This is a genomic window from Filobacillus milosensis, from assembly GCF_004402015.1.
In the GTDB taxonomy this organism is placed as follows: Bacteria; Bacillota; Bacilli; order Bacillales; family Alkalibacillaceae; genus Filobacillus; species Filobacillus milosensis.
In genome coordinates this window covers 1-26,387 of sequence record NZ_SOPW01000017.1, presented here as the reverse complement: position 1 = coordinate 26,387, position 26,387 = coordinate 1, and the positions used below count along the sequence as shown (strand labels likewise).

28 protein-coding genes and 1 tRNA gene are annotated in these 26,387 nt (G+C 37.0%); 16 read left to right on the top strand and 13 right to left on the bottom strand.

The window, feature by feature from the left end:
• The first annotated feature begins 103 nt into the window (after positions 1-103).
• From E3U55_RS17575 to E3U55_RS13725, 3 genes are all read left to right on the top strand, one after another.
• Positions 104-286: a hypothetical protein gene (locus E3U55_RS17575; protein WP_134341055.1), complete on the top strand. Its 183-nt coding sequence runs from the start codon at positions 104-106 to the stop codon at positions 284-286.
• A gap of 79 nt (positions 287-365) precedes the next feature.
• A complete protein-coding gene (locus E3U55_RS13730; RefSeq protein WP_134341054.1) occupies positions 366-1,394 on the top strand; it encodes a Gfo/Idh/MocA family protein in 1,029 nt (342 codons plus the stop codon).
• A gap of 46 nt (positions 1,395-1,440) precedes the next feature.
• Complete coding sequence (locus E3U55_RS13725; protein WP_134341053.1) at positions 1,441-2,127, top strand: GOLPH3/VPS74 family protein; 687 nt, start codon at positions 1,441-1,443, stop codon at positions 2,125-2,127.
• Between the two features lie 152 nt (positions 2,128-2,279).
• Here the strand turns inward: E3U55_RS13725 and E3U55_RS13720 are convergent, their stop codons facing one another.
• Both E3U55_RS13720 and E3U55_RS13715 read right to left on the bottom strand, forming a co-directional pair.
• Positions 2,280-3,434 carry an MFS transporter gene (locus E3U55_RS13720; RefSeq protein ID WP_134341052.1) on the bottom strand — a complete coding sequence of 385 codons (1,155 nt, stop codon included), beginning with the start codon at positions 3,432-3,434 and terminating at the stop codon, positions 2,280-2,282.
• Between the two features lie 110 nt (positions 3,435-3,544).
• Positions 3,545-6,787 carry a DEAD/DEAH box helicase gene (locus tag E3U55_RS13715; RefSeq protein WP_134341051.1) on the bottom strand — a complete coding sequence of 1,081 codons (3,243 nt, stop codon included), beginning with the start codon at positions 6,785-6,787 and terminating at the stop codon, positions 3,545-3,547.
• A 157-nt stretch (positions 6,788-6,944) separates the two neighbouring features.
• On the opposite strand from E3U55_RS13715, the gene E3U55_RS13710 reads away from it, so the two are divergent.
• The 3 genes from E3U55_RS13710 to E3U55_RS13700 all read left to right on the top strand — a co-directional run bounded on the left by E3U55_RS13710 (position 6,945) and on the right by E3U55_RS13700 (position 10,942).
• Positions 6,945-7,718 (top strand): Cof-type HAD-IIB family hydrolase, encoded by a 774-nt coding sequence (locus tag E3U55_RS13710; RefSeq protein WP_134341050.1) that lies wholly within the window; start codon positions 6,945-6,947, stop codon positions 7,716-7,718.
• A 72-nt stretch (positions 7,719-7,790) separates the two neighbouring features.
• A complete protein-coding gene (locus E3U55_RS13705; protein ID WP_134341049.1) occupies positions 7,791-9,311 on the top strand; it encodes a BCCT family transporter in 1,521 nt (506 codons plus the stop codon).
• A 116-nt stretch (positions 9,312-9,427) separates the two neighbouring features.
• Complete coding sequence (locus E3U55_RS13700; protein ID WP_134341107.1) at positions 9,428-10,942, top strand: glycine betaine uptake BCCT transporter; 1,515 nt, start codon at positions 9,428-9,430, stop codon at positions 10,940-10,942.
• A gap of 33 nt (positions 10,943-10,975) precedes the next feature.
• On the opposite strand, the gene guaC is transcribed toward E3U55_RS13700, so the two are convergent.
• The 3 genes from guaC to E3U55_RS17745 form a co-directional block, all read right to left on the bottom strand.
• Entirely contained in the window at positions 10,976-11,959 is a 984-nt protein-coding gene (gene guaC / locus E3U55_RS13695; protein ID WP_134341048.1) for a GMP reductase, read from the bottom strand.
• Positions 11,960-12,177: 218 nt separating this feature from the next.
• Positions 12,178-12,711 carry a DUF4396 domain-containing protein gene (locus tag E3U55_RS13690; protein WP_228547577.1) on the bottom strand — a complete coding sequence of 178 codons (534 nt, stop codon included), beginning with the start codon at positions 12,709-12,711 and terminating at the stop codon, positions 12,178-12,180.
• A gap of 12 nt (positions 12,712-12,723) precedes the next feature.
• Positions 12,724-12,900, bottom strand: coding sequence for a hypothetical protein (locus E3U55_RS17745; protein WP_228547574.1), 177 nt, complete (start codon positions 12,898-12,900; stop codon positions 12,724-12,726).
• 145 nt (positions 12,901-13,045) lie between these two features.
• Here E3U55_RS17745 and E3U55_RS13685 point away from each other — a divergent pair, with 145 nt between their 5' ends.
• Together E3U55_RS13685 and E3U55_RS13680 are read left to right on the top strand one after the other, a co-directional pair.
• Entirely contained in the window at positions 13,046-13,624 is a 579-nt protein-coding gene (locus E3U55_RS13685) for a TetR/AcrR family transcriptional regulator (protein ID WP_134341047.1), read from the top strand.
• Positions 13,625-13,723: 99 nt separating this feature from the next.
• Complete coding sequence (locus E3U55_RS13680; protein ID WP_134341046.1) at positions 13,724-15,811, top strand: MMPL family transporter; 2,088 nt, start codon at positions 13,724-13,726, stop codon at positions 15,809-15,811.
• 275 nt (positions 15,812-16,086) lie between these two features.
• On the opposite strand, the gene E3U55_RS13675 is transcribed toward E3U55_RS13680, so the two are convergent.
• From E3U55_RS13675 to E3U55_RS13655, 5 genes are all read right to left on the bottom strand, one after another.
• Positions 16,087-16,533, bottom strand: a complete 447-nt coding sequence (locus E3U55_RS13675; protein WP_134341045.1) for an NUDIX domain-containing protein — start codon at positions 16,531-16,533, stop codon at positions 16,087-16,089.
• Between the two features lie 13 nt (positions 16,534-16,546).
• Positions 16,547-17,110, bottom strand: a complete 564-nt coding sequence (locus E3U55_RS13670; protein ID WP_134341044.1) for a hypothetical protein — start codon at positions 17,108-17,110, stop codon at positions 16,547-16,549.
• A gap of 17 nt (positions 17,111-17,127) precedes the next feature.
• Complete coding sequence (locus tag E3U55_RS13665; protein WP_228547576.1) at positions 17,128-17,547, bottom strand: NUDIX domain-containing protein; 420 nt, start codon at positions 17,545-17,547, stop codon at positions 17,128-17,130.
• A complete protein-coding gene (locus tag E3U55_RS13660; protein WP_134341043.1) occupies positions 17,547-18,011 on the bottom strand; it encodes an SRPBCC family protein in 465 nt (154 codons plus the stop codon). The genes E3U55_RS13665 and E3U55_RS13660 overlap by 1 nt, the downstream gene beginning before the upstream one ends.
• Before the next feature lie 120 nt (positions 18,012-18,131).
• Positions 18,132-18,590 carry a GNAT family N-acetyltransferase gene (locus E3U55_RS13655; RefSeq protein WP_134341042.1) on the bottom strand — a complete coding sequence of 153 codons (459 nt, stop codon included), beginning with the start codon at positions 18,588-18,590 and terminating at the stop codon, positions 18,132-18,134.
• Between the two features lie 147 nt (positions 18,591-18,737).
• On the opposite strand from E3U55_RS13655, the gene E3U55_RS13650 reads away from it, so the two are divergent.
• Together E3U55_RS13650 and E3U55_RS13645 are read left to right on the top strand one after the other, a co-directional pair.
• Positions 18,738-18,947, top strand: coding sequence for a hypothetical protein (locus tag E3U55_RS13650; protein WP_134341041.1), 210 nt, complete (start codon positions 18,738-18,740; stop codon positions 18,945-18,947).
• 42 nt (positions 18,948-18,989) lie between these two features.
• Positions 18,990-19,061: transfer RNA gene (locus E3U55_RS13645), tRNA-Ala, on the top strand.
• Between the two features lie 7 nt (positions 19,062-19,068).
• Here the strand turns inward: E3U55_RS13645 and E3U55_RS13640 are convergent.
• Positions 19,069-19,596, bottom strand: a complete 528-nt coding sequence (locus tag E3U55_RS13640) for a GNAT family N-acetyltransferase (RefSeq protein WP_134341040.1) — start codon at positions 19,594-19,596, stop codon at positions 19,069-19,071.
• A 193-nt stretch (positions 19,597-19,789) separates the two neighbouring features.
• Here E3U55_RS13640 and E3U55_RS13635 point away from each other — a divergent pair, with 193 nt between their 5' ends.
• Together E3U55_RS13635 and E3U55_RS13630 are read left to right on the top strand one after the other, a co-directional pair.
• Complete coding sequence (locus tag E3U55_RS13635) at positions 19,790-20,134, top strand: MerR family transcriptional regulator (protein ID WP_134341039.1); 345 nt, start codon at positions 19,790-19,792, stop codon at positions 20,132-20,134.
• A complete protein-coding gene (locus E3U55_RS13630; RefSeq protein ID WP_134341038.1) occupies positions 20,134-20,601 on the top strand; it encodes an SRPBCC family protein in 468 nt (155 codons plus the stop codon). The genes E3U55_RS13635 and E3U55_RS13630 overlap by 1 nt, the downstream gene beginning before the upstream one ends.
• Before the next feature lie 42 nt (positions 20,602-20,643).
• On the opposite strand, the gene nagZ is transcribed toward E3U55_RS13630, so the two are convergent.
• Both nagZ and E3U55_RS13620 read right to left on the bottom strand, forming a co-directional pair.
• Positions 20,644-21,879 (bottom strand): beta-N-acetylhexosaminidase, encoded by a 1,236-nt coding sequence (gene nagZ / locus E3U55_RS13625; RefSeq protein ID WP_134341037.1) that lies wholly within the window; start codon positions 21,877-21,879, stop codon positions 20,644-20,646.
• Positions 21,880-21,987: 108 nt separating this feature from the next.
• Positions 21,988-22,923 (bottom strand): acetamidase/formamidase family protein, encoded by a 936-nt coding sequence (locus E3U55_RS13620; protein WP_134341036.1) that lies wholly within the window; start codon positions 22,921-22,923, stop codon positions 21,988-21,990.
• A gap of 141 nt (positions 22,924-23,064) precedes the next feature.
• Here E3U55_RS13620 and E3U55_RS17835 point away from each other — a divergent pair, with 141 nt between their 5' ends.
• The 4 genes from E3U55_RS17835 to E3U55_RS13600 are packed head-to-tail and all read left to right on the top strand — an operon-like array spanning position 23,065 to position 26,131.
• Complete coding sequence (locus E3U55_RS17835) at positions 23,065-23,667, top strand: zinc-binding metallopeptidase family protein (RefSeq protein ID WP_134341035.1); 603 nt, start codon at positions 23,065-23,067, stop codon at positions 23,665-23,667.
• Complete coding sequence (locus tag E3U55_RS17830) at positions 23,637-24,137, top strand: zinc-binding metallopeptidase family protein (protein WP_134341034.1); 501 nt, start codon at positions 23,637-23,639, stop codon at positions 24,135-24,137. Before E3U55_RS17835 ends, E3U55_RS17830 begins: the two co-directional genes overlap by 31 nt.
• Before the next feature lie 22 nt (positions 24,138-24,159).
• Entirely contained in the window at positions 24,160-24,690 is a 531-nt protein-coding gene (locus tag E3U55_RS13605) for a P-loop NTPase family protein (protein ID WP_134341033.1), read from the top strand.
• Positions 24,683-26,131 (top strand): amidase family protein, encoded by a 1,449-nt coding sequence (locus E3U55_RS13600; RefSeq protein ID WP_228547573.1) that lies wholly within the window; start codon positions 24,683-24,685, stop codon positions 26,129-26,131. Before E3U55_RS13605 ends, E3U55_RS13600 begins: the two co-directional genes overlap by 8 nt.
• Positions 26,132-26,387: the final 256 nt, after the last annotated feature.

The following is a 26,387-nucleotide window of genomic DNA, read 5'->3' as shown; positions in this document are numbered from 1 at the left end:
TGTAAGGAAAAAGACATCCATCATGATCATCCGTGTCATAAGAAGAAAGATATCCACCACAAAGATTGGGAACATAAGAAAAAATGGGAGTGGGATTGCTTTCATGATTGTGACTGTGGTTGCAATGATTGGAAGCCAAAGAGAAAGTGTAAAAAAGATTATCATCACCACGACTGTGATTGTGGTTGTAACGATTGGAAACCTAAGAAAAAGAAAGTCAAAAAAGTGTGCTGCGTTTATTATGTGGATTATTAGTCAAGGCCCTCAATGGTTGGGGGCTTTTTAATGTTGCATAATTGCTCCATGATAAGGATTGTGTCAATATAGATTTATAGATAATTCAAACAATTAAAGGAGGAACATCTATGAAACAATTAAAAGTAGGCGTGATTGGCGGAGGGTTTGGCCTCAAAGTTCAATTACCTATAATAAATTTACAGCCCAATATGGAAGTGATTGCAGTAGCTACCATGAAACGTCATGAGTTACCTGAAACCATACATAATGAAAATAGTATGCCTAATCACTATAAAGAGTGGAAAGAAATGATTCTTAATGAAGAGTTGGACCTTGTATTCGTCAGTTCAATGCCAACACTTCACCATGAGATGGCTAAGTTTGCGTTAGAGAACGGCGTTGATGTAGTTTGTGAAAAACCTTTTACAGTGAATAGTGAAGAATCACAAGAGCTTGTTCGTATTGCAGAAGAAAATGATCGAAAACTATTATTAGATTTCGAATGGCGATTCTTACCTGGCAGACAGAAAGTGAATGAATTGCTTAGCCAAAATAAAGTAGGAGACATCCTTCATTTTGAATATCATATGTCGATGGCTTTATATCAGCGTTTTAAAACATCTAAGCCTGGCTGGTTAGGTAAAAAAGATCAGTCTGGAGGTATGCTTGGTGCCATTGGTTCTCATTTAATCGATTGCATGAGATGGTTGACCGGAAGTGAAGTGAAGCAAGTGAATGGATTGTTAGCCACTCATGTGCCCGAAGGTGATGGTGAAAAGCGTGATGCAGACGACGGATTTTTACTTCAAGGTGTTTTAGAAAATGGGTCGACCTTTTCAATTCAAGTTCTTACCGGTGTGAATCATAGTTTAGGATCGAATTTAAAAGTCTACGGGACTGAAGGGACAATAGTTTTAGAGGATGATAAAAGGTTAAGAGTAGGGCTTGCAAATGAAGAACTTGAAGAAGTCCAATTCACACAAGTTGAAGTACCTGAACAGCTAACTAAAATCGCTTCAGGGTATTTCGCTGCTTTTGATCCTTACCTAAAAGAAATTTATGAATATATAGCAAATGATCAACTTCATGAAGATCTACCAACTGGATTAGATGGTCATGAAAACCAAAAGGTTCTAGACCAGATTAGAAATGGATAACATTTAAAGAAACATATTCGTTTTTATAACGTAAAGGAGGCCCTATATGTTAACTCTAACCGAAGAACTTTTACTTATTGCTTTAGATGATGAAACAGGGAAGATGAGCATGTCCACTTCTTCATCGATCCATTTTGGTTTAGCTGGTGCCATTTTAATGGAATTAGCTTTAAATGGTTGTATCGATTATAAAAATAAAAAAGTGATTTTCTTAGATCAAGATGATTCTGGAGATGAATTATTAAATGAGTCGCTACAATATATGAAGGAGAAGGATAAAGGTAAGCCACGCAGTATGAAACATTGGGTGACCAAGCTTGGAGGCCATATTCAATGGAAAAAGAAACATCAAGGGTATATTGATCGCCTGATCGAACGAGGAATCTTAAAACAAGAGGAACAAAAAGTGTTATTCGTTTTCTCTAAAGAGGTATACCCTTCTGAAAACACAGGTAAAGAAAATGCGATACGAGCAAAAGTTAAAGAGGCTATTCGGTCTGATGAAAAAATTGAAGGTGAAAGAACGGTAGTATTAATCGGACTTTTACATGCCTGTGAACTCGCAAAAACGTTGTTTACAAAAGAAGAATATAAGGATGTTAAAAAGAAGATTAAACATATTATGAAGAATAATCCTCATGGTAAGGCAGTTTCTGTAGCGATTGATGCGATGAATACAGCTATTATCGCAAGTGTCGGTGCAGCCGCAGCAGCTTCTTCATCAAGTTCATAAAGAAAAAGGAGAGCGGGGTTCGCTCTCCTTTTTTACGTTTCACTTATTTGCTTTTCTTAAAATTTTATTTGCTTATTCTTGAAATTTATTTGCTCATTTTTAAATTTTATTTGCTTATTTCAAAAAAATATTTGCCTCTTCTATCATCTACTCTAAGCTTTCTTCCCATAAGGCAAGATATGATAAATGGTTAAGAGAACGGTACCCGTTACTGCAATACACCCCATAACAAAGTATAGAGTGCTTCCACCGTATACATCGATTAGTGCTCCACCGATTAAGGACCCGATAATGCCTGAGATTCCAAAGAAGGTCGCGTAAAACATTAAGTGACCTGAAGACTGTAATAGCTTTGGAATTAAGCGGGTTACGTAATCTAGTGATGCTAAATATAGAACTCCGAATGTCACACCGTGTAATACTTGTAACGCGATGACGATCCAATATTCATCGACATAAGCATATAAAAACCATCTAAAGCTATATAGGATACCAGAGATTATAATAAAGATGATTGTGTGGTACTTTCTAAACCAGCGTCCAGCCAATGCGAAAACTAAAGCTTCACTCATGACACCTATGAACCAAGCAATTCCGACTAAGCTTGCACTACCGCCCAATTGTTCGATGTATAGACCAATAAAACTATCATTGGCTCTATGCGCAATAGTTAGAAACATCATGAAAAATAGAAAAAGCATAAACGGCTTATTCTGAAAAAGTGTTCTAACATCACTTAGTTTAACGGGATCTTTAGTCGCCTCAACATCTGTCAATCTGAATGTGACGATTAAGGCTATTAAGGCAAATCCTAAATAAGGCCAAATCATATATTCAACGCCAAACATGTCTAATACTTGTCCAATGACAAGTGAAGATGTGGCAAATCCAATAGATCCCCAAGTTCTAATCGTTCCAAATGATACCTCTAAATCATCTGCTCGTCTTTGGGCTAAACTATCGCCTAGTCCACCAATAGGTGTAGCAAAAAAGTAGAAGAAAAAGCCGATAATCAATAATGGTACGAATAGCGTCATGTTTAAGAAAATGGAACTGAATAGAATCAATCCAAAGATACATATTAAAAGGATTTTTTTAATCGTTTTATATTTATCACTCATATACCCCCAAAAGGGTTGTGAAATGATCGCTGCTAAAGGTCCGACTGCTAGGACCCAACCTATTTCTGATCCACTTAATCCTTGTTCCTTTAAATATAAGGGCAAGAAACTAATAATGATTGTATTTGTTGCATGAAACGCGAATAATAAGGTTTTGAGTGGTGTTAATGATGTTTGGTCTGACATAATTCATCTCCAATGTTGATTTACTCACAAATTCTAATATACAACATTTATCCAAAATATTGAACTCTTTGATATAGAAAAATGGCCCACCTTTAAAGGCAGACCAAAACTTAAACATTTAATAATTCTCTTATTTCATCTTCACTTAAGCTGCTGAACATGGTTTTTCCTGGTTGAATGACGTTTTCAATCAACTCACGTTTGCGTTGTTGTAAGGCGTAAATTTTTTCTTCGATTGTTCCTTTAGTAATCAGCCTATGAACTTGAACAACTTTCTTTTGACCTATTCGATGAGCACGTCCAGCTGCTTGCTCTTCAACGGCCGGGTTCCACCATAGATCGTATAAAATTACGGTATCTGCCCCGGTAAGGTTTAATCCAGTTCCCCCGGCTTTTAAAGATATTAAGAAGATTTCTTTTTCACCCTGGTTGAATCGATTGACCATCTCAACACGGTTTTTAGATGGTGTCTGACCATCTAGATAGAACACCTCACGTCCAAAATCAGTCAGTGTTTCGCGAATGATTTTCAACATACTCGCAAACTGGGAGAAAATAAGGATGCGATGCCCATTCTCACGAGCTGTATCAATCATATCTAAAAGCTGATTCATTTTACCCGACTCACCTTCATAGTCCTCAATAAATAAGGATGGGTGACAGCAAAGCTGGCGTAAACGAGTTAGCCCGGCTAAGATCTTCATACGATTTTTTTGAAAACCTTCATTTGATATAGCGCTTGCTGTTTCGGATTTGATTTTATCAAGATAACCTAAGTACAATTGCTTCTGATCCATAGTTAGTTCGGAGTGTTGTACCGATTCGATTTTATCCGGCAGTTCAGTTAGAACATCTTGTTTAATCCTACGTAAAATAAACGGTCGACTCATTTTAGACACTTGATGTTGGTCCATGTTTCTGAACTCTTTTTTGCTTGGGAAAAATCCAGGTAATATCACATCAAAAATCGACCATAATTCATCTAAAGAATTTTCAATCGGTGTACCACTTAATGCAAAGCGTTGGGTAGCTTTAATTGCTCGAATCGCTTTAGCTTGCTTCGTCAAGTGATTCTTGATAGCTTGTGCTTCATCCATGATTAATGTTGAAAATTCCAGGTGACGATAGTCTTCAACATCTTGTCGTACTAATGGATAAGACGTAATCACGACATCAAATTCATTTATATCTTCTAAGAGTTTTTGACGCTCGGAAATGCTTCCGCTCATTACTAATACATTCATGGTAGGTGCAAACTTCTCAAACTCGGCCTGCCAGTTATAAACGAGTGAAGCGGGCGATACAATTAAAGCTGGCTTAGAAGATGCTTTGTTCTCTTCTAATTCCGATAAAAGAAAAGCAATACTCTGTAATGTTTTTCCTAACCCCATATCGTCAGCTAAAATTCCACCAAAACGATATCGACTGAGAGATTTTAACCACTGAAAACCAACCTTTTGGTATTCTCTTAAATCAGCTCTTAAGGCCTGGGGTAAAGGCACTTCTGCCTGACTTGGTGCTTTAATATCATCGATGAGTTGTTGAAAAGCTTTACTGTACTTTTTCTTTAATCCGGTAGTAACAGCATCTTCTAACTGTAACCCTCTATATGCCGGTAGTTGAACCGACCCATCTTTTATATCCTCAGCATTAATGTTCAGTTCATCAAGTAAGTGAGACATTTGGGTCAATGATTCATCTTCCAGTGGAAGAAACGAACCATCTGGTAAACGGTAAAAACGTTTTTTCTCAACTACTGATTTGATGATGTGCGTAATTTCATCATAATTAATATCGCCTAATTCAAAATTGACTTCTAAAAAATTCTCGCCGGAATCAAAATCGACTTGAACACTTGGAGCTTCAGCTGCCTCTACTAACCATGATTTAACTGCGTTCGTTAGATAAATCTCAGCTACGTCATCAAGCTGAGGTAAGTGTTCATATAAAAAGTTAAAAATTTCGTCCTCATATTCTAGGTAAAGCTCAGTCCCGTTAAATTTAAAATCAGCATGCTCAATTACTTTCATGACTTTGGCTTCTTTTTCAGAATCTCTGATTAATATTTGGCTCGGGTCAGGTTTATGAATGTCATTAGGTTTCATTGGATCGATTTCGATATCATCATACCAATACCTTAGCTTAGCAGTTAAACGGTGTTCTACCTGGTCGAGGTGCAGGGTTGCCTTCAATTCAGGATTAACAATGGATTCGGCAACCTTCTTTGTTGATTTGACACGACCAATCTTTTTAAGGTGTGGAATAACTTGTGATACGAATTCATCCATTTGCTGTGTACTAATTGAAATGTTTGATTCTTGATTTAATAATTTGAAAACTTGTTTGACTATATCTTGTTGAGCTTTGGTCAATCTATATAAATTATTTTCATCAATAACAATCCCATAGTTTTTGAAATGTTCATATTGATTAATCGTGGCCGTATCTAATGCGTACCCATTTTTAGATGTCGTTAATGAAAAATCGAAAGGCAATTCCTCATTAATCCATTTAAACGTACTGTATTGATTTGACCCATTTTCAAAAGAAACCCCTCGTTCAGCTAAAAGGGGCAGAAGCTGATCTGTAAAAGCAGGTGGAATAATCATACCTTTTTGCGTTGCAGATTTTTGCCACTGACTTTCATAGAAATCTTCATTCTCGTAGATTTGAATAAGGTAATCAACGATCTTCCGGTCATCTTCAGCGAAGTAGTGATCATCCGGATGATATGAGAACTTAGATGTAAATACATGCTCTCGCTTATCGCTAATACTTTCTAAGAATTTCTTCATACTTTTGACGACATATGTACGCTCAACGCCAACTTTCATTTCGATGGAAAACAGCTTACCGAAAAATAATTTATCCTCAGTTTTAAGAGTATACTCCACCTGAAGCTGCTCTTTTCCCCAGGATGGGTCTTCGCTCGGGTTAACTGATGTTTGACCCGAAAATAAATCAATTAATTCAGTTGAATAATCTTTTGGCTCATCTTTTTCTCGATTAAAGTAACGATTTAATTTTTCACGGAAACGCAAATACTCATCATCTTGATCTGGTTGAAACATATTCGTTTTTTTTCGTTCATTTAAAACGGCTAACAATACTGCGGCACTATGCTTACATTGTCCGTACTGGTCATGAGCAGGACAATTGCAGTAATATTGAATATTATCGCCGATTAGTTCAACGGTCACACGATAAGTTTTAGTCCCTAACACGCTCGCGTGCCATTGATCTAATTCTTCCTCATACGAAAGGTTGATCACCTTCCCTTGGTTGTAATAACGTTGACCTCTTTGGTAAATTGTATTAGAAAACAGATTTTTGATGGTCTGTCGATTTAACAATATCGCTCATTCCTTTTGAGAAAAACTTGGTTTATCGCCCGAATTATTTGCGGAAATTTTAAATAAAACTTATTATTGCCTAAAAAATACTTATTCTACATCATAACATTTCACAAGATCATTGTCCGAACTTTTAACTTAGAATAGGAGCACACTTATGAATAAACACATTGTATTTTTTGATATTGACGGGACACTTTTAGATCATGACAAACAATTGCCAGCATCTACGAAAGAGGCGATTTTTACATTAAAAGAAAATGGACATGAGGTTGCCATTGCAACTGGCCGAGCACCATTTATGTTTGCTGAGTTGCGTGAAGAACTCGGGATCGATACATATGTTAGTTATAATGGTCAGTTTGTGGTTTTAAGCGGTGAAGTGATTTATCGAAATCCATTGAACAAAGATGCTTTAGAAGACTTAACTGAAATGGCTGTTCGAAATGATCATCCAGTGGTATATATGGATGATGAAGATATGAAAGCGAACGTACCAGAGCATGATTATATTAATGAAAGCATTGCCACATTGAAAATTGATCAATTTCCTACGCACGATCCACATTACATTAAACGTGAACTATATCAATCGCTTTTATTTTGTGAAAAGGGGGAAGAGACAATCTACGAACAAAGCTTTAATCAATTTGATTTTATTCGCTGGCATCCTTTTTCAGTCGATATCATCCCTGCTGGAGGCTCTAAAGCAAAGGGCATCCAGAAACTTGTTGAGCATCTTGACATCTCTAACGATCGCCTTGTGGCTTTTGGGGATGGATTAAATGATATTGAAATGTTAAAACAGATAGAGCATAGTTTTGCGATGGGGAATGGACATAGCTTGGCAAAAAAAGCTGCAAAATATGAAACAAAATCAGTTGATGCTGATGGCATTGTGCATGGACTGAGAAAAATTAATTTAATATAAACACTGAATAAAAGCATTATTCCTATAGATAATAATGACATAAAGCACACGATCATAAAGGAGTCTTATGTCATGTTAAAAAAAGCTAAACCAGCTTTTAGTATATCTGCAGGAATAATGCTTGTTTTAGTTTTCATAGGTATTGTTTGGCCAGATGGTCTAGAAGAAATCACACTAAATGTTCAAACGTTTATTTCAAATAAATTTGGGTGGTATTACTTAATTATTGTTACCTTATTCGTTGTGGTTTGTCTGGTGTTTTTAATTACACCTTTAGGAAAAATTCGATTGGGTCCACCGGGAGAAAAACCTGAATTTTCAAGACCGACATGGATTGCCATGTTATTTAGTGCCGGGATGGGGATTGGTCTAGTGTTCTGGGGTGCGGCAGAACCGATCAATCATTTTGCTATCACCTCACCTTTTGCAGAGGAAATAGGTACAAAAGAAGCTATACGCGATGCGATGAATGTTACGTATTTTCACTGGGGACTTCATGCTTGGGCTATATATGGAATAGTGGCATTGGTATTAGCCTACTTTAATTTCAGGCATAAAAAACCAGGGTTAATCAGCGCAACTCTCTACCCGATTTTCGGTAAAAGTATGGATGGAAAATGGGGAAGCGTGATTGATGTTTTAGCTGTGCTTGCTACAGTTATTGGTGTAGCAACAACACTGGGTTTTGGCGCGGTACAGATTAATGGCGGATTAACATACCTTTTTGATATTTCAAGCAGCTTTTGGGTGCAAGTCGTTATTGTCGCAGTCGTAACCATATTGTTCATGATTTCAGCCTGGACCGGGTTAGGTAAGGGAATTAAGATTTTGAGTAATGTGAATATGGTTTTGGCAATTGCACTATTCATCATTATGTTTTTCATTGGTCCAACGATGTTTATTTTAAATATGTTTACCCAATCGTTAGGTTCTTACTTCCAAACCTTACCTACGATGAGTTTTCGTATCGCACCTCTTGATCAAGCCGAAAGAGAATGGATTAATGCATGGACGATATTCTACTGGGCATGGTGGATTGCCTGGTCGCCATTCGTTGGAATATTCATTGCACGAGTTTCAAAAGGCAGAAGTATTAGGGAATTTGTTTTTACAGTATTAATCATTCCATCATTAATAGGTTTTCTATGGTTTTCAACGTTTGGTGGCACGGCAATTTCACTTGAGTTTTATAATGGTGTCGATTTGTCATCATTAAAAACAGAAGAAATGCTTTTTGGTGTATTTTCGAATTATCCATTAGGGATGGTCGCTTCGATTGCTGCAATTACTTTAATTAGTACATTTTTTATTACATCTGCAGATTCAGGGACCTACGTATTGGGGATGATGACGACAGGAGGATCTCACACTCCGGGTCAAGCGATAAAATTAACGTGGGGTGTATTATTATCTGCAACAGCATTGGCTCTTCTGTATACAGGTGGTTTACAAGCTCTACAAAACACGATGATTATCGCCGCACTGCCTTTCTCCATAATTATGTTACTGATGACAATCAGTTTTATAAAAGCCATATTTAAAGAAGGGAAAGAGCTGGGTATAGGGAAAATTCCAGATCAAGAAGATAAATAATCGACTAAGCAGAGATGTCATATCTCTGCTTTTTTAGTCAATGAATAAAAGGGTCTATCTAAAAGATAATAATCACATAGAACTTTATAAGAAGATGAGAGGGGCTCTGCAAGATGCTGAAAAAACTCACGCCAGTGTTTAAAATATCCGCAGGGGTTATGCTTATCCTAGTAATTATTGGTGTTGTCTGGCCAGACGCCTTAGAAAAAACGACAACTAATGTCCAAGCATTTATAGCTAATGCATTTGGTTGGTATTATTTAATTGTAGTTACTTTCTTTGTGTTAGTCTGTTTAGTTTTTTTGATCACACCTTTAGGAAAAATCAGATTGGGGAAGCCAGGTGAGAAGCCTGAGTTCTCAAGGCCAACCTGGATTGCAATGCTATTTAGTGCAGGTATGGGAATCGGGTTGGTTTTCTGGGGAGCAGCTGAACCGATAAGTCATTATGCTGTTAGCTCACCAACCCTTGAAACGGGAACAGATCAAGCCATTAAAGATGCGATGCGCTTTACTTTTTTCCACTGGGGAATTCATGCCTGGGCGATTTACGGTATTGTAGCTTTGGTACTAGCTTATTTTAACTTTAGACATGATAAAAAAGGGTTAATCAGTGCTACATTACATCCGGTGTTTGGTAAAAGTATGGATGGAATGTTTGGTAAGGTGATTGATATTTTAGCAGTTATTGCGACTGTAATAGGTGTTGCTACCACACTAGGTTTCGGTGCTGTTCAAATAAATGGTGGTTTAGCTTATTTATTCGATTTACCGAATACTTTTTATATGCAGTTAATTATTATTGCAATTGTGACCTTACTTTTTATGATTTCCGCTTGGACAGGTTTAGGAAAAGGGATCAAAATACTTAGTAATGCTAATATGGTATTAACGGTCTTACTGTTTATTTTAATGTTTTCAGTTGGTCCGACTCTGTTTATCTTAAATATGTTTACTAGTTCACTTGGAAGTTATGTACAGCACTTACCGCAGATGAGTTTTAGAATCGCTCCTTTAGACCAAGAGTCAAGAAATTGGATTAATTCTTGGACTGTATTCTATTGGGCATGGTGGATTGCCTGGTCACCTTTTGTTGGAATCTTTATTGCTCGTGTATCAAAAGGCAGAAGTATTAGAGAATTTGTTTTTACGGTATTAATTCTGCCGTCAATCATCGGATTCTTGTGGTTTGCAACATTTGGTGGAACAGCAATTTCATTAGAGCATCATGGAGTGGATGTTATTTCTGAATTAGCTACTGAAGAAGCATTGTTTGGGGTGTTTTCTAATTTTCCATTAGGTATGGTTGCTTCTATTGTAGCGATGATTTTGATTGGGACGTTCTTTATCACATCTGCCGATTCTGGCACATTTGTGTTAGGGATGATGACAACAGGTGGTTCGCACGAGCCTGGACAGAAAATTAAATTAACCTGGGGAGCGCTTTTGTCAGCTACTGCTCTGGCTTTACTCTATACAGGTGGATTGCAAGCTCTACAAAATACGATGATTATAGCCGCACTACCATTCTCAGTCATTATGTTACTCATGACCATCAGCTTCATTAAGAGAATATTTCAAGAAGGAAAGAACTTGGGATTAAATGAAATTGAAAATCAGGATGAAGAATAAACATGGAACCGGGAGTCCGGTTCCATTAGTTTTCTAATATACTTTATCACCATTGAAAATAGAATTTTTTACGACTACATAATCTACATGACGAATGGCATTTAATTGTGTTCCACCAGCGTATGAAATCGCTGATTGTAAATCTTGCTCCATTTCGGTTAATGTATCTGGTAAATGACCCTTATGCTCCACCCACATTTTTTTACCCTCAACATTTTTCTTTTCACCTTTTTGGAATTCGGAGGCTGAACCGAAATATTCCTTGAAAAGTTTACCGTCTTTTTCAACTGTGACACCTGGTGATTCTTCATGTCCTGCAAATAGAGAACCGATCATAACCATCGACGCTCCAAAACGAATGGATTTAGCGATATCCCCGTGAGTTCTGATTCCGCCATCAGCGATTATTGGTTTCGAAGCTGCTTTGGCACATAAGCGAATTGCAGCTAATTGCCAACCGCCAGTTCCGAAGCCAGTTTTTATTTTTGTAATACACACTTTTCCTGGACCAATTCCTACTTTTGTTGCATCAGCCCCGGCATTTTCTAATTCTCTCACAGCTTCTGGTGTGCCCACATTACCTGCAATAATGAAGCTGCCAGGTAATTGTGTTTTGATGTGTTTAATCATTTGAATGACAGAATCCGAATGTCCGTGTGCGATATCAATAGTAATGAATTCAGGGATTAAGTTTTCTTTAGCTAGATTATCTATAAAATCATATTCTTCTTCTTTGACTCCAACACTAATTGAAGCAATGAGCAAACGTTCTTGCATATCTTTAATAAATTGTTTTCGAGTTTCAGGTTCGAAGCGGTGCATGATATAAAAGTAACCATTTTCGGCTAAGTAAGTTGCGATTTTTTCATCGATAATCGTCTGCATGTTGGCAGGTACAACCGGTAGTTTAAATGTGTGTCCTCCCAACTCAACTGTTGTGTCACATTCCGAACGACTATTTACTATGCATTTTGCGGGAATTAACTGAATATCTTCGTAATCAAATACGTTTTCCATAACTATCTCCCTTTAAATACGAATATTTTTTGTTTATTAATAGAAATTGTTCGTACATTGATAATTTACTATACATTTGTGAAGCTGTCAAAAAGTTGTTGTCGATGCAGATAATATTGAAAGAGGAGCAAGGTTTAAGGATGATACTAGTCTATATCTGCATTAGGTTAGTAACTTGCATTTTATTATTTATTTCGAATGATGAGCTTGAGTACTTGTCAGGTTTGAGGCTCATAAAAAAATCTCTCACAACTTTTGTGCAAGAGATTTAGTAATTGTACAATTTTACATCGCTTCCTTAATTTCTTTTTAACAAGAATCCAGTTAGCTGGGTAACTCGTTAGGAAACCTAGAATCATTGCAATTTGCATCATAAACCAGTAAGTGGCTGTGGATGGTTTGGGTGGTGTTGCAAATAAGAAATAATGAACGATTGCCATCCAACCGAACATTCCAACTTCAAAAGCGATCAATGATATGGTATCTGCTTTAATAGAATCGAAAAAGCTTCGTTTTGCGCCTTTCTTTTTTTGCATAGGATAAATGGCTGCAAACTGAAATAAGATACCAAATACATAAGCTAAAATGAATTCAACTAAGTAATGGGCGAATAAGGTAGAACCGGCGATGGTCAAGCTGGTTAACGCCACGAGCGGAACCCCTACAGCATCACCTAGCGTACAACCTGATGAGCAGTGACTAGTTGATACAAAAACTTTAGAAGCTTCGTGTCGGTTGTCGTCACGCTCTATATTCTTTGCCTTTCACCGTCCCCATTTATAATATGCCCAAATTCCGAATGGCCCCATAAACCAACCGTTAATCGGCCAAACATAATTCATAACTTTCATATGTTGAGGGTGTCTGTATACATCGATTGCAATGATGATGGAGCTAAATACACCAATTATTAAGGCTATGATTGAAATAGTCTGTAACATAAGGATCACCTCTAAAGTTCATTTCCCTTCCTTTTTAATAGTCAAACGGATGCCGTGTTATAGGTAGCGACCAGTATTCATTTGTGAAATTTTAATGTTAGTTATAAACTAATTGTTAGAAGAACCCTAATTTAGAGGTGAGTATATGGCGCGTCAAAGGAAATTCACTGAACATGAATTGTTTCTGACCACAAAGTCTCTTCTTTTAGAACATGGTTATGAAGCATTTACGTTCAGTCAGCTAGCTGAGGAATTAAATGTGTCTCGAGGCACAATTTATAAATACTTTGAAAATAAAGAAGATCTGGCAACGGAATATATGTTGTATGAAATGAATATGTTTTTAAAGGACTTAGAACATATTCATAATTACGAAACGTTTAGTGAGCAATTAGATTATTTGCTGGATTTAATTTTTAAAAACGCAGATATCCAACACCTAATTGAGATGGGGCAACATATCCCTATACATCAAAGTGATCGTGCCAAGAAGAATCATGAAAAATTAGAGCAGTTGCATATTGAAATGTATCGAGAGCTAGATGAGTTTATTCAGCTAGGAAAAAGGAAAAAGAAGATTAGGCAACATATTCCTGATTCACTTGTCCTTGGTTACATTTTTCAATCAATCGCTATCCCTAATCACTTTGGGATACCACATGAAGAATGGGTAGCGTCAATCAAAGATATAATCAAGAACGGAATGTTTGAAGATATAAATTGACACCTTTAAATTAATCATGAATAATGAAAGTGACAAAGGTGTCATTTTATTTTTGTGTAAAGTGACGGGTGTGTCATTTTGAGGGAGGGAGCAGGTTAAATGAAAAATATATTAAAGAGTTTAACTGATCGTGTAGCAACTAAAAAAGGTATGTGGATAACCTTAGCGATTTGGTTAGTCGCAACCGTATTATTATCCATGTTCGCACCAAATCCAAAGAACTATGAAGTGCCGAGCATTGCTGCATTACCAGAGGATAAACAATCTGTTATTGCTGAAAATAAAGTCGATAAATATTTTTCGGAAGATGATGGTTTATTAGCTTTACTTGTATTTGAATCTGAAGAGAAGATCGACCAGAGCCAATTATCAGGAATTGTAGAGGATATTCGTAACGAAGATATAGAAGGTTTCAAGGGCATCGTTCCAATTGGGAATCTGCCGCCACAAGCTACAGGGGAATTTTTCTCAGAAGATCAAACAACAGCCTTTCTACCAATGACATATGAATCAGACTTGGAAACTGATGAGATTAAAGCTGCAAATCAGCAAGTTTACAGCCTGTTAGAAGGGTATGAAGGCGTTAAGCTTTATATCACAGGTCCAGCAGGGATTGCTGTAGATTCGTTGGATTTGTTTGCTCAAGCAGATTTAGTTTTAATCTTTTCTACAATTGGTATCATTCTTGTATTATTAGTGGTCATTTATCGTTCGCCATTGTTGGCGTTAATTCCACTATTAGCTGCGGGAATTGTTTACCAAGTGATTAATCAATCATTAGGGATATTAGGAGCAGGTGGACTGGATTTAAGTCAACAGACGATATCGATTATGTCGATACTGCTCTTTGCTGCAGTTATTGACTACTCATTATTCGTGTTCTCAAGGTATCGAGAAGAGCTGAAGGAGCATGAAAATAAATTTGAATCAATGAAATTAGCCATGAGGCAGACTGGAATGCCAGTTTTCTTCTCGGGTGGGACAGTTTTAGCTGCGATGTTAGTCTTGTTTTTTGCTGAATCAGGCGATTATCAAAACTTCGCACCAACATTTGCAACAGCGCTAGCCGTTATTATGCTAGCATCAATTACTCTAGTTCCAGCACTATTCACCTTATTTGGTAGAAAAGCGTTCTGGCCGAAAATTCCTAAGGCTGGAGACGAAAAACTTAAGAGTAATTCATTCTGGAGTAAGGTCGGTCGAGGAGTCGTCAAACGACCTATAGTATCCGTCGTATTAGTTGGAGTGTTTTTAATCATCTCAGCACTGAATATGTTCAATCTGGAATATGAATTTAATACTTTAAATTCATTCCCAGAAGATATGCCTTCCAGAGAAGGATATGAGATATTAGAAAATAACTTTGATGCAGGTGAACTAGCACCTACAACGGTATTGTATGAAGGGAATAAAGCATTAGATGAGGAGCAAATTGATAGTTTAAGGCAGGAATTAGCTAATGAGGCCCTCGTTAATGAAGTTCGAATGGATTCTACTGCAAAAGATGGAGCGGTAGTGAGTTACACCTTAACTTATTCCAAAAACCCTTATGAGACACCATCAATTGATGCATTAGAAACAACCATTGATCATTCTGAAGAAATAGTTTCAAACACGGGGTTAGAAGGTGAATTGTATTTTGCCGGTGAAACCGCTCGAATCGTGGACGACCGACAAACGAACAATCGAGATATCCTAGTCATTGTGACGCTTGAAACGATACTAATTTTCGTTATGCTCGTATTCTTAACAAGATCATTTAAAATGCCACTCTATATGATGGGCACGATTTTAGTTTCATTCTTAGCGGCATTAGGAGCTGGGATGTTCCTGACAGAACTCTTGTTTGATATAGGAACAATCAGTAACCGAGTGCCATTGTACGCTTTTGTATTCCTGGTGGCATTAGGAATCGACTATAACATCATCCTAGTCTCAAGGTTCCAGGAAGAGCGCGAAAAACATTCAGTGAAGAAAGCCGTGGAGCTCGCAGTAGCCAATACAGGTGGTGTGATTTCCTCAGCAGGCTTAATCCTTGCAGCGACATTCGCAGTTCTCATGACGCAACCGATTCAACTACTGTTCGTATTCGGATTTATCGTTGCAGTCGGTATTTTAATTGATACATTTATCATTCGAGGCATCTTATTGCCAGGAATGATTGTGTTGTTTGAAAAAGATAAATAAAAATATGAGAGCACACAGTTGAATGAGGCTGTGTGTTTTTATTAGTGGGGTGATCGGCCCGCTGGAGTAATTGTTGCACTCACAAGAATAATTGTTGCACACGCAAGATTAATTGTTGCACTCACAAGATTAATTGTTGCACACGCAAGAATAATTGTTGCATTCGCAAGAAAAATTGTTGCACTCGCAAGAATAAATGATCGCTCACGAGAATAAATGATCGCTCGCGAGAATAAATGAGCTCACAAAAAAGAGCCTATATTCACAGGCTTCGATTAAATATATTCTAGCAATTTAATATCAACTTCATCTACCGACTCTAGTCTTTCAGTTTGGTCCCACAACATAATTTCTGAAGTTTCATCGTTCTCTACAAAAGGTTGTAGCTGATTAATTTCAGCATAATAAACTGGATTATATTTAATCGAGTTTTTTGAGCGACTAAATACTTTCATAACGCCTCTGAACTCAAGGTTATCAACAATCTGGCCACTCTCTTCATAGAGTTCACGTTTAGCACAGTCTCTAGCAGTTTCACCTTTTTCCTGCTTGCCTGCAGGGAATTCCCATTGTTGACGAAAAACGCTATAGCACAAAAGGTACTTCCCATCACATTTGATGACATTAAAAGAGCCAGCTAAATCTTGGAACGAATCCAACTCTATCTCACTCAATTCAATAAAATCTAAAAACTCTAATCCGAAATTATTAACTGTCTTCATATATATTCCTCCCTTATGAGTTAGATAGATGCTGTATACATTCTTCTCTAATCTCCCATAGTTTAGAAAAACTTATATTCATTTGATTGTCTTTTACCCATTGTTTCAAAAAATCTTTGTGGAATTTAAGTTTTATATCACCGATTTGATCTGAAGAAATTTGTTTTTCAGTAATAAATTCTAGCTGATTGTTGGTCTCTAAACTAGTGTAATCATAAATATACCCTTGATATTTGAGGTAACAGTGTGCCTCTGGGATGTACTCTAAATTATATTCTTGCAAAACTTTACCTACACCTGGTGTGTTTTGGTTATTCATTTTAAAAATACCTGTATATAACTTGATGACTTCCATATTGTTCTCAACACAGAGTTTACGCAATAGAGCGTGTTTAGTACTGCATGTGCCTTTTCCTTCAGTAATTACTAAAGAAAAATTTGCTCGATCAGTATTTCGTTCATACGGTAGTTCCTTAACCCAACTAGCCGCCTGGTGAAAATCCAATATACCTTTGTCAATCATCCTGCTAGAGTAACTACCTTTTAACGGATTAAGTTTAAAGTTAGGTAGATGCATAAATTATCAACCTCTCACTAAAGACATTGATGGACGGCCCATGCCTGGTGGTCGTGAACTAATAAATCTTCCGCCATTCCCACATCAATCCATTTTGTAAAATGATCAATCTCAATTGGTTCTTGGAGTTTGTTTCCTAATTTAACTAAATAGAAACGCCCCTCATTTATTATGGGCTTCCCATTTCTAGTAATGAAATATCTGTGAGCTTCTCCAATAAACCTTTGCTCTTTAATCTCGAAACCAATCTCTTCTAGTAGTTCTCTTTCCAGGCAAGTTAGAACTGATTCACAATCTTCAATCCCTCCGCCTGGTAAAAAGTAATGCCCACTTGAAGTTTGTACGGTTAAAACTTTTTGTTTTGAATGATTGAGTATAACTGCGTAAGCACGGGGTTTAGGTTCATAATTTAAATCTTTTAATTTTTGACCAAAAATTACGATTCGTTCACCTTATTCTCAGCAATATGTTTAATTTCTAATGTGCGTCTCTCAATAAATCTTTGCATATATTTTTCTAGAAAAAGTTTATCTGCTATTTTACCGATAATGCCAAAAGGAGATTGATAGTCAAAAACATCTCGTATAATCGTTCCTTGTTCGACCTCTATAAATTCATGTGTATGGGTAAAAGATTTAAAAGCACCTTTAACCATTATATCTTTAAAATAATATGGACGGTTCATCTCTACGATTTTTGCAGTCAAACGCTGCCTAACACCTAAGTGCTTTGCTTCCCATGTCACCCAATCACCTTCATCCATTAATCCGTGGGTAACACCATCTATGGCAGCTTCTTGTGTATCGGAAGTAGTTTTCATATGTATATCGACATCTCTTGATAAATCAAAACACAGTTCAATAGGAGCTTGGACAAGAATCTCGTATTTAATCATTGGCATTGTTTTCCCTCTCACTATGGACTAGATATATAAAAAAAGGATAAATAATCACACCATGAATTATATATCCTTCAGTCTTAATAAAGTTATTTACTTATAAACAAATAATTGCTTGTTTGACTAACGTTTAACCATGGTAATAAATTTAACCGAACTTCTATAAAATTCCCTATCATTTGAAAAACCTACTTTAGCATAGAGACGAATGGCCCGTTGATTAAAATTCGCAACTGTAAGTCTCAACGGTTGGTGATCTAAATAATCAATAATAAATACCATAAAATCTCTTCCTAGACCTTGGCCAGTAAGTTCGGGTTTTAAACCTAAGCCAACATCTAGTAATTCTTCTTCATACACTCCATTCAACGCCCCTACCGGTACTTGAGCTGATTTGCCGGTACAGAAAAAACCGACTAACTCTTCTTTTTCATTTATTACAGCTGTATAAGCTTCATTCATTAACTCGTTTATAGTTTCTTTAGATTTACTCATATTGTAGAAATCATATGGCTCATCGTACTTCCAACTGGTTATTTCGTTTGCTCTTTCTTGGTTCATTTCTCTGGCAGAGAAGTGCATAATAATATTCTCCTAAATGTTGCATATTTGGTGCTCACCCAATCGTAACATACACAAATCTTTAAAAATGTAGTTTTTATCAATCGTTTGAAAAAGTTACAACTAGGTATGTTAAAGTTAGGCTAATATAAATGCGGAGGTGAATGCATGTCAGTAACTGATTTTAATGCAGCGAAAAAATGGTCTCAAGTCCCCAAAGATATACAGAAAAACATTACGAGTAATGTTTTTTGTGGAAGATGTGGTGGAGTCACAACCATAGTCGACTATAATATTAAGGACGATAACATGGGTATCATTTTAAAAGGTAAATGCATCAATTGCGATAAAGGTGTCGCTCGATTTGTGGAAGATTAAACTAGTAGTTTTATTCATGTTATAATTGTGGTATACAACAATGGGGCATTAGTTCAGTGGGAGAATGCTTCACTGGCAGTGAAGAGGTCGCCGGTTCGAGTCCGGCATGCTCCATAATAGTCTACCTTAATGACATCCCATATACATTTACATCTAAAAATTTCCTATCTTTATAAAAATGTTCAATTAATGTGCCTTCCTTTTTCATTCCAACTTTCCTCATAACTTTAATGGAACCTGGATTGTCAGTCAGAGACATGGCCCAAATTTTATTTAATAGAAGTTCATCTGATCCAAATTTAATTACTCTTTTAGCTGCTTCTGTTGCAAAGCCTTGTCCCCAATAGTCTTTTCCTATCCAATAAGCTATTTCTCCTCTTTTGTGGCGATGGTTTGGTCTGATCGACATGGTCCCAATTAATCTATTATCTTGTTGATTGTAAATAGCAAAAGGGTAAACTGATTCTTCTTCAATTTGTGAAGGGTGTTTAGAAATCCAATCTTTCGCAGAATCTATCGTATATGGATAGGGGATATTTAAAGTTGTGCGTGCTAAATCAGGGTCGTTCGCAAGTTCAACGACTCGTGGTGCGTCGTTTAATGTAAAAGGTTTGAGGATCAAACGTTCAGTTTGTAAGGTTAAATTCATTTCCAACACTTCTTTCTGTAAATACTAAGTCTTTCACCATTAAAAATATGTGAGAAACTAGTTAATATAATTCGACAAATTTTGTTATATTCCTTTATAAAAAAGGATTTTTTGGACTTATAAAGAAATTTTATTAAAGAAACTATTGACTCTATAGTGCACTCTAAGGTTTATGATTAGATTGGAGATAGCAATGCATTACAAAATTAGCGAATTCGCAGAGGTTACAGGTTTAAGTAAAGAAACGTTAAGATATTATGATGACATTGGATTGCTAGAGCCGGCTTATGTAGATCCAAATAGTCATTATCGTTTCTATGATGATGGTTCTTATTTTTTAGCTACTTTATTAGTTAAGTTAAGAACGTTTGGATGTACCATTCAAGAGATGAAACAGATTATGGATGATCAGTCTTTTGAGAATTTGGAAACTCTTTTATTAGAAAAAAGAGAAGAGATTAATAAAGAGATCAAACAGCTAACTGACAAGCGTGATGAATTAGATGAATTTTTAAAAGATGGAAAGGATGAAGGTTAATGGAATGGAAAGAAGAGCAAGTCATTAATGCAAACATTGAGACAGTATGGAGTCTGTTTCAACCGGATCAGATGCAACGAATCATGCCAAAGGTGGTCAAGCATGAATTAGTTGAGCATGTTGAAGGCGAAGTGGGAACGAAGTATGAACAATCTTATCAAGAAGGAAAAAGAGTAGAAACTTATATCGTAGAAACCTTAGGTCATACAAATGAACCTGAATATAAGTATTTAAAAGTAGGGTTTGTATTAGGAAAAGCTTTTGAAATAGAAACAGCTTATACGTTTAAAAAGATTGATGAACGTGAAACATTATTCATTTATGAAGGATCAAATAAAGGAGTTAATTTTGTCGGCCGCGCCATGCTAAAGTTAGCTGGAAAGAAAGCCAGTACAAAAGTGGTCGATGAATTCATGGAACGTGTGAAAGAAGAAGCCGAACAAGAAGAAACAAGTCATCAATATTAATATAAATAAAGCATTGAACTGTAAGTCAGCTCAATGCTTTTTCTAGTTACCTTGATTTAATAACTGATTAATATCCTCATTCAATTGGTTGATATTAGCTTCAGTTACCGATTTGCGACTGACTTTATATTTTTCTTTTAATTGCATGATTCTCTTAACGCTTTGGTCAATTCGCTCTTCAGTAATTTCTCCGTTCTCAACAGCTTTCTTAATTGAATTATAGGCATTGGTTATTTCGTTATAATCATGAGCGACCATAATGATATCGCTACCTGCTTGAATGGATTTTACGGCAGCTTGGCCAATGTCCACGTATTTAGTGATCGCTTGCATCGTCATGTCATCGGTGATAACCACCCCATCATAGTTTAATTGCTCTCTCAATAAGTCTGTAATGATCGGTTTTGAGTAGGATGAAGGGTGACTGTCATCGATTTTTGAATATAATATATGTGCAATCATGACCACATCTGCTCCGTCACGAATGGCGTTTTGAAATGGCTTAAGCTCAAGTTCTTTTAATTGTTCAATACTTTTTCTGCTAACGGGCAGTTCAATATGTGAATCAGCTTTGGTGTCTCCATGACCTGGGAAGTGTTTTATGACAGGAATAATTTGTTGCGATTCGATGCCCTTCATTAATTGAATTCCATGGTTCGAAACCTTCTCGGTTGTATTGCCAAACGCTCGATCACCAATGACTGTGTTATTTGGATTACTGTTAATATCTAAAACAGGTGCGAAATTGATATTGAAACCAAATGCATTTAACTGTTTACCTAAGAGCTCGCCAAAATCAAAAGTAAATTCAAGATCATTAACTTCTCCAATTTTTTCGTTAGTTGGCAACGATTTGATCCCTGGTAATCGGGTAACTCGTCCTCCTTCTTGATCTACGCCAAGTAATAAGGGGAGTGGGTTTTCTGAATTGGTCTTCTTAATGTCATTCACTAATGATGCGATTTGACTAGGGTTGTTTAAATTATCTGAGAAAAAAATGACCCCGCCAAGATGGTAATCTTTAATTAGAGACCGGTCGTTGTCATTGAGTGTTGTTCCTGAAACACCACCCATAATTAATTGACCAATTTTCTCATCTAAGCTCATGTCTAAAGACTCGTTTTCTATTTCAATCTTTTGTTTCGTCTCTTCATAGGTATCATTAAAGCCTTTAATATATTCAAATGATTCTTCTTCCTCTGAATTAGTACTGAAAGTTATAACTAGTAATAAACAGACAATTACTAAAGCAGCCAGTGTCCAATGCTTTTTATTCATTATAGACCCCCGTCTAATTTTTATATTGCGTAGGAAAAATTATGTATTATTACCTATTGTACAATAAAAAACCTAAAAGACTTAAGCCTTTTAGGTTAAATATTATATTTATCTGATCGCTCCATGAGGTAAAATCGCATGAGCTCCTTTAGAGCCGTTAACAACTTGGGTAATACGCAGGTCGACAACCGTGCTGGCTAGAGCTGTCGCTTCAGTTTTCTTTATACCATATAGGTTTTGAATCAGTTGCACCATTTCATCCAATGCGGTAGCTGTTGCTTGATTTAAATCCTCATGAAATCCAAACGTCACCCATCCAGAAGGCGTCCATGCGTGTGGCATCGTTAGTGTCATATCTTCGTGAACTGTTAACGTGACATCGACTAAATCCATTGGCGCTTCAATCGCGGTACCTGACACTTCACCGTCACCTTGTACGGCATGTCCGTCACCGATTGAAAATAAAGCTCCATCGACAGCGATCGGTAAATACAGACTACTGCCTCTGACTAACTCTTTACAATCAATATTGCCTCCGCAGTAACGGGGAGGAGCTGTAATATGTACACCAGGTTCTTCAGGCGCAACGCCCATTAATCCCATAAAAGGTTGAAGTCCAACATGAAGCTCACGACCGCCAATTTGGGTGGTGCCTGTCATGGTCTTCGCATTAAGTTCCCAATCGAGCTGAATATTTTCCTCATCTGTCAGTCCAAGTGCTTCATTTTGCCAACTATTAAAACCTCCTGCCCAATTGTTTCCATACCATCCAGGCACAAGGTCATTGGTTCTTACTTCTAGTACCATCCCTTTTTTGGCCCCTTCAATTTTAATTGGACCTATGATAGGATGCCCAAATACTTCTTCATTTTCTCTTGAATCAAACATGACACGCTCTTCGCCTTTAGATTTGGAATATCCCCATTTAATGTCAGGTGTGGTCAATTGTAATGTATCGCCTGATTGTATTGTTAAAATAGGTTCATAGTCTTTACTAAACGATCTATGAAGATTTTCTGTCTTTAGGTCTAGTTTATGAATCATTGCTGCTCCCCCTCAATTGAGTAATTTTTATCAGCATAATATTCTTTACTCGATTAATCAACGAAAACCTTTCAATTGTCGGGCTGTGAAACTTATGGCAAAATAAATAACAATATTCAAAATATTTTGGAGGGGGAGCCTATGCAGAAAAAAGAATTTTTAGATCAACTAAGAATGCTAGCAAATATCCCGGGAACACCTGGACAGGAGATGAAAGTTGTTCAGGAACTCGTAATGAATTTTGAGTCTGTGTCAGACTGCGTTGAAGTAGACCAAATGGGAAATCTTTACGCTTATTTAGATGGCGATAAACCTGGACCTAAAATGATGGTCTCTGCACATTCGGACGAAATCGGGTGTATCGTTCAAAGAATTGATGATAATGGATTCATACGTATTGAAAAAACGGGTGGGGTCCTTGAATCACTATTAGTTGGACGTAAAGTTAATGTGAAAGGACACTTTGGTGTCGTAGGTGTAAAAGCTGGTCATCTGCAAACGCCTGAGGAAAGAAAACGTCAACCTGCTACAAGTGAATTATATGTAGATGTTGGTGCAAAGTCCTATGAAGAAGTGTTAGAGATGGGCATTCAAATTGGTGATTCAATTACATACATTAGTGAAATTGAACAATTTACAAATGAAGATTTAATCTGTGGTAAGGCGATTGATAACCGAAGTTGCTGTGTACTTTTAGTTGAGTTGTTTAAGCTTTGGAACATCGTGATTTTAGCGGTACGTTAGTCGGTGTAGTGACCGTACAAGAAGAAGTTGGACTTCGCGGAGCCAAAGTAGCTACATACAAAGTCAATCCTGATTATGCGTTTGTGATTGATACGATTCCTTGTGCGGATACACCTGACAGTCTTGGAACACTGCCTGTTGGTATTGGAAAAGGACCTGTGATCCCAGCATTAGCTGGTAGTTCAATACGCGGTAATATTATGGCTCCACAAATGAAAAAATTAATAACAACTTATGCAGAACAAACGAACATACCTTACCAACTAGCTGTTTTACCTGGCGCATCGTCAGACGTTTCAGCCGTTCATCTTGAGCGTGAAGGGGTTTTAGCTGGAGCTATAACCTTCCCACGGAGATATTCACATTCACCAGTTGAAATGGCTGATTTGAATGATTTTGTTAAAGGTTTAGATCTTCTAAAAGCAATCATAGAAGATAATGAAAACTGGGGAAGTATGGATTTTATATAGATTGAAGGGATTGTGAAAGTTCATGAATCGAATTATGGTTCTTGGCGTCTCAGCAGGTGTAGGAAAATCAACCTTTGCCAGGCAGCAAGGGAAGATTTTGAATATTGACGTGTACCATTTAGATTATTATTTTTGGAAGCCTAATTGGGTCCAAGCTTCCATAGAAGAATTTTCTGACAGCCAACGAAAAATTGTCGCTCACGATCAGTGGATTATTGAAGGTAACTATGCGCCCACATACGACATTCGAGCTGAAAAGGCTGACACGATTATTTATCTCGAACTTCCTTTAAGAATCTGTTTATATCGGGTTTTCAAACGATTTTTTATGAATGTTGGAAAGTCTCGTCCAGATATGGGCGAAGGGTGTAAAGAGAAAATTGATTACGAGTTTTTAAAGTTTATTTGGACAACTTATCACCCTCGAAAGAAAAAGATGGCTGAAAGGTTACGTGACTTTCAACAAATTGGACCTCATAAAACAGTTATTATGCTAAAAAGTAAACAAGAAATTCAAGATTTTTTGAAAGAAATGGGGAAGAAAATTGATTAAACAAGAGTTGTTTATTGAAGTGCCTATAGATCAATTACAAGAAAAAATGGCTCGCGGGGAATTAACCTCTCGCGATTTAGTCTTAGCATATTTGGATAGAATTGCTCAATTGGATCATGATGGACCTCTATTAAATTCGATTGCTGAGGTTAATCCAGATGCATTGTTCATCGCAGAAGCATTAGATCAAGAACGTAAGGAAAAAGGTGCTCGAGGACCACTGCATGGGATTCCAATTGTTCTTAAGGATAATATTGATACTGGAGATAAAATGCATACGACTGCTGGTTCATTAGCTTTAAGGGATCATGTAGCGGATAAAGATTCTTTTGTAGCTAAACAATTACGTGAAGCGGGTGCAGTCATTCTAGGAAAAGCTAATCTGACTGAGTGGGCCAACTTCATGACTGAAGGCATGCCGAATGGCTATAGTTCACGTGGTGGACAAGTGCTAAACCCTTATGGACCTGGCAAATTAGATACAGGTGGATCAAGCTCTGGCCCTGGGTCAGCTGTTGCAGCTAATCTTGCTAGCGTATCGATTGGAACAGAAACATCAGGGTCGATTTTAAGTCCTGCGAGTCAACATTCATTGGTGGGAATTAAACCAACCGTTGGAACCGTGAGTCGCTCTGGTATTATTCCGATTTCACATACTCAAGATACGGCAGGGCCATTGGCTAAAACAGTAGTGGATGCTGTTCATGTTTTCCAAGCCATTATCGGCAAAGATGAAGATGATGCTGCGACTGGAAAAGCGCGACATTTTTTTAGACAAGATTTATCTCGTCATTTGATTAAGGATGGGCTAAAAGGTAAGCGCATCGGTATTGCTCGTGAAGCTTATTTTGAATCGGTTGATGAAGAAAAACGTGAGTTATTGAATGAGGCCATCAAGGTTTTAGAAGCGCAAGGTGCAGAAATCATGGATGTGACGATTCCTACAACTAAGCATGAATGGGGATTGGGTGTCATGATTCATGAATTCAAAAATAGCTTAAATGCTTACTTGAAAACAGTTTCTAATGATGTACCTGTGCGTTCGATTAAAGACGTTATCAATTTTCATAATGACCATGAAGAAGACACATTGAAATACGGACAGAAATGGTTTTTAGAAGCTGAGAAGACATCAGGTTTATTAACGGACAACGACTATTTAAAAGAGTTGTTAGACGATCAACGCTTGTCTAAAGAAGAGGGTATAGATTACACATTGAATCAACATAACATTGATGCGATTGTATTCCCAAATAATATTGGTGCAGGGATCCCTGCTAAGGCAGGCTACCCATCTATCACAGTTCCAGCCGGATTGACTGAAAAAGGTGAACCAGTGGGCATCACATTTACTGGAACAGCTTTTTCAGAGCCGACTTTAATTGAAATTGCTTATGCATACGAGCAAGCGTCGTCGATGCGAGTGGCACCGAAGTTGTAAAGAGAGCTTAAGGCTCTCTTTTTTTTATTGAATAAAGAGAAAGGCAAATATTTTCCCGAAAAAGGCAAATAAAATTTAAAAATAAGCAAATAAATTTTTAAAATAAGCAAATAAAAAATTAAATGAAGCAAATTTTGAACTTCTGTCAATAAAATGGACATTTTTCACCCTTAGTTTGGCGAACCTATTTTTCTTCCGCACGACGTTGAAAACGTCGCTTGGAGGCCCTGCCATGAAACAATCGTTTTGGAAAAAA

Excerpts from the sequence above, each read along its gene's own strand:
- E3U55_RS17575 (WP_134341055.1), top strand. The coding sequence starts at position 104 with ATGATTGTGACTGTGGTTGCAATGATTGGAAGCCAAAGAGAAAGTGTA.
- E3U55_RS13730 (WP_134341054.1), top strand. The coding sequence starts at position 366 with ATGAAACAATTAAAAGTAGGCGTGATTGGCGGAGGGTTTGGCCTCAAA.
- E3U55_RS13725 (WP_134341053.1), top strand. The coding sequence starts at position 1,441 with ATGTTAACTCTAACCGAAGAACTTTTACTTATTGCTTTAGATGATGAA.
- E3U55_RS13720 (WP_134341052.1), bottom strand. The coding sequence starts at position 3,434 with ATGTCAGACCAAACATCATTAACACCACTCAAAACCTTATTATTCGCG.
- E3U55_RS13710 (WP_134341050.1), top strand. The coding sequence starts at position 6,945 with ATGAATAAACACATTGTATTTTTTGATATTGACGGGACACTTTTAGAT.
- E3U55_RS13705 (WP_134341049.1), top strand. The coding sequence starts at position 7,791 with ATGTTAAAAAAAGCTAAACCAGCTTTTAGTATATCTGCAGGAATAATG.
- guaC (WP_134341048.1), bottom strand. The coding sequence starts at position 11,959 with ATGGAAAACGTATTTGATTACGAAGATATTCAGTTAATTCCCGCAAAA.
- E3U55_RS17745 (WP_228547574.1), bottom strand. The coding sequence starts at position 12,900 with ATGTTACAGACTATTTCAATCATAGCCTTAATAATTGGTGTATTTAGC.
- E3U55_RS13685 (WP_134341047.1), top strand. The coding sequence starts at position 13,046 with ATGGCGCGTCAAAGGAAATTCACTGAACATGAATTGTTTCTGACCACA.
- E3U55_RS13680 (WP_134341046.1), top strand. The coding sequence starts at position 13,724 with ATGAAAAATATATTAAAGAGTTTAACTGATCGTGTAGCAACTAAAAAA.
- E3U55_RS13675 (WP_134341045.1), bottom strand. The coding sequence starts at position 16,533 with ATGAAGACAGTTAATAATTTCGGATTAGAGTTTTTAGATTTTATTGAA.
- E3U55_RS13670 (WP_134341044.1), bottom strand. The coding sequence starts at position 17,110 with ATGCATCTACCTAACTTTAAACTTAATCCGTTAAAAGGTAGTTACTCT.
- E3U55_RS13660 (WP_134341043.1), bottom strand. The coding sequence starts at position 18,011 with ATGCCAATGATTAAATACGAGATTCTTGTCCAAGCTCCTATTGAACTG.
- E3U55_RS13655 (WP_134341042.1), bottom strand. The coding sequence starts at position 18,590 with ATGCACTTCTCTGCCAGAGAAATGAACCAAGAAAGAGCAAACGAAATA.
- E3U55_RS13650 (WP_134341041.1), top strand. The coding sequence starts at position 18,738 with ATGTCAGTAACTGATTTTAATGCAGCGAAAAAATGGTCTCAAGTCCCC.
- E3U55_RS13640 (WP_134341040.1), bottom strand. The coding sequence starts at position 19,596 with ATGAATTTAACCTTACAAACTGAACGTTTGATCCTCAAACCTTTTACA.
- E3U55_RS13635 (WP_134341039.1), top strand. The coding sequence starts at position 19,790 with ATGCATTACAAAATTAGCGAATTCGCAGAGGTTACAGGTTTAAGTAAA.
- E3U55_RS13630 (WP_134341038.1), top strand. The coding sequence starts at position 20,134 with ATGGAATGGAAAGAAGAGCAAGTCATTAATGCAAACATTGAGACAGTA.
- nagZ (WP_134341037.1), bottom strand. The coding sequence starts at position 21,879 with ATGAATAAAAAGCATTGGACACTGGCTGCTTTAGTAATTGTCTGTTTA.
- E3U55_RS13620 (WP_134341036.1), bottom strand. The coding sequence starts at position 22,923 with ATGATTCATAAACTAGACCTAAAGACAGAAAATCTTCATAGATCGTTT.
- E3U55_RS17835 (WP_134341035.1), top strand. The coding sequence starts at position 23,065 with ATGCAGAAAAAAGAATTTTTAGATCAACTAAGAATGCTAGCAAATATC.
- E3U55_RS13605 (WP_134341033.1), top strand. The coding sequence starts at position 24,160 with ATGAATCGAATTATGGTTCTTGGCGTCTCAGCAGGTGTAGGAAAATCA.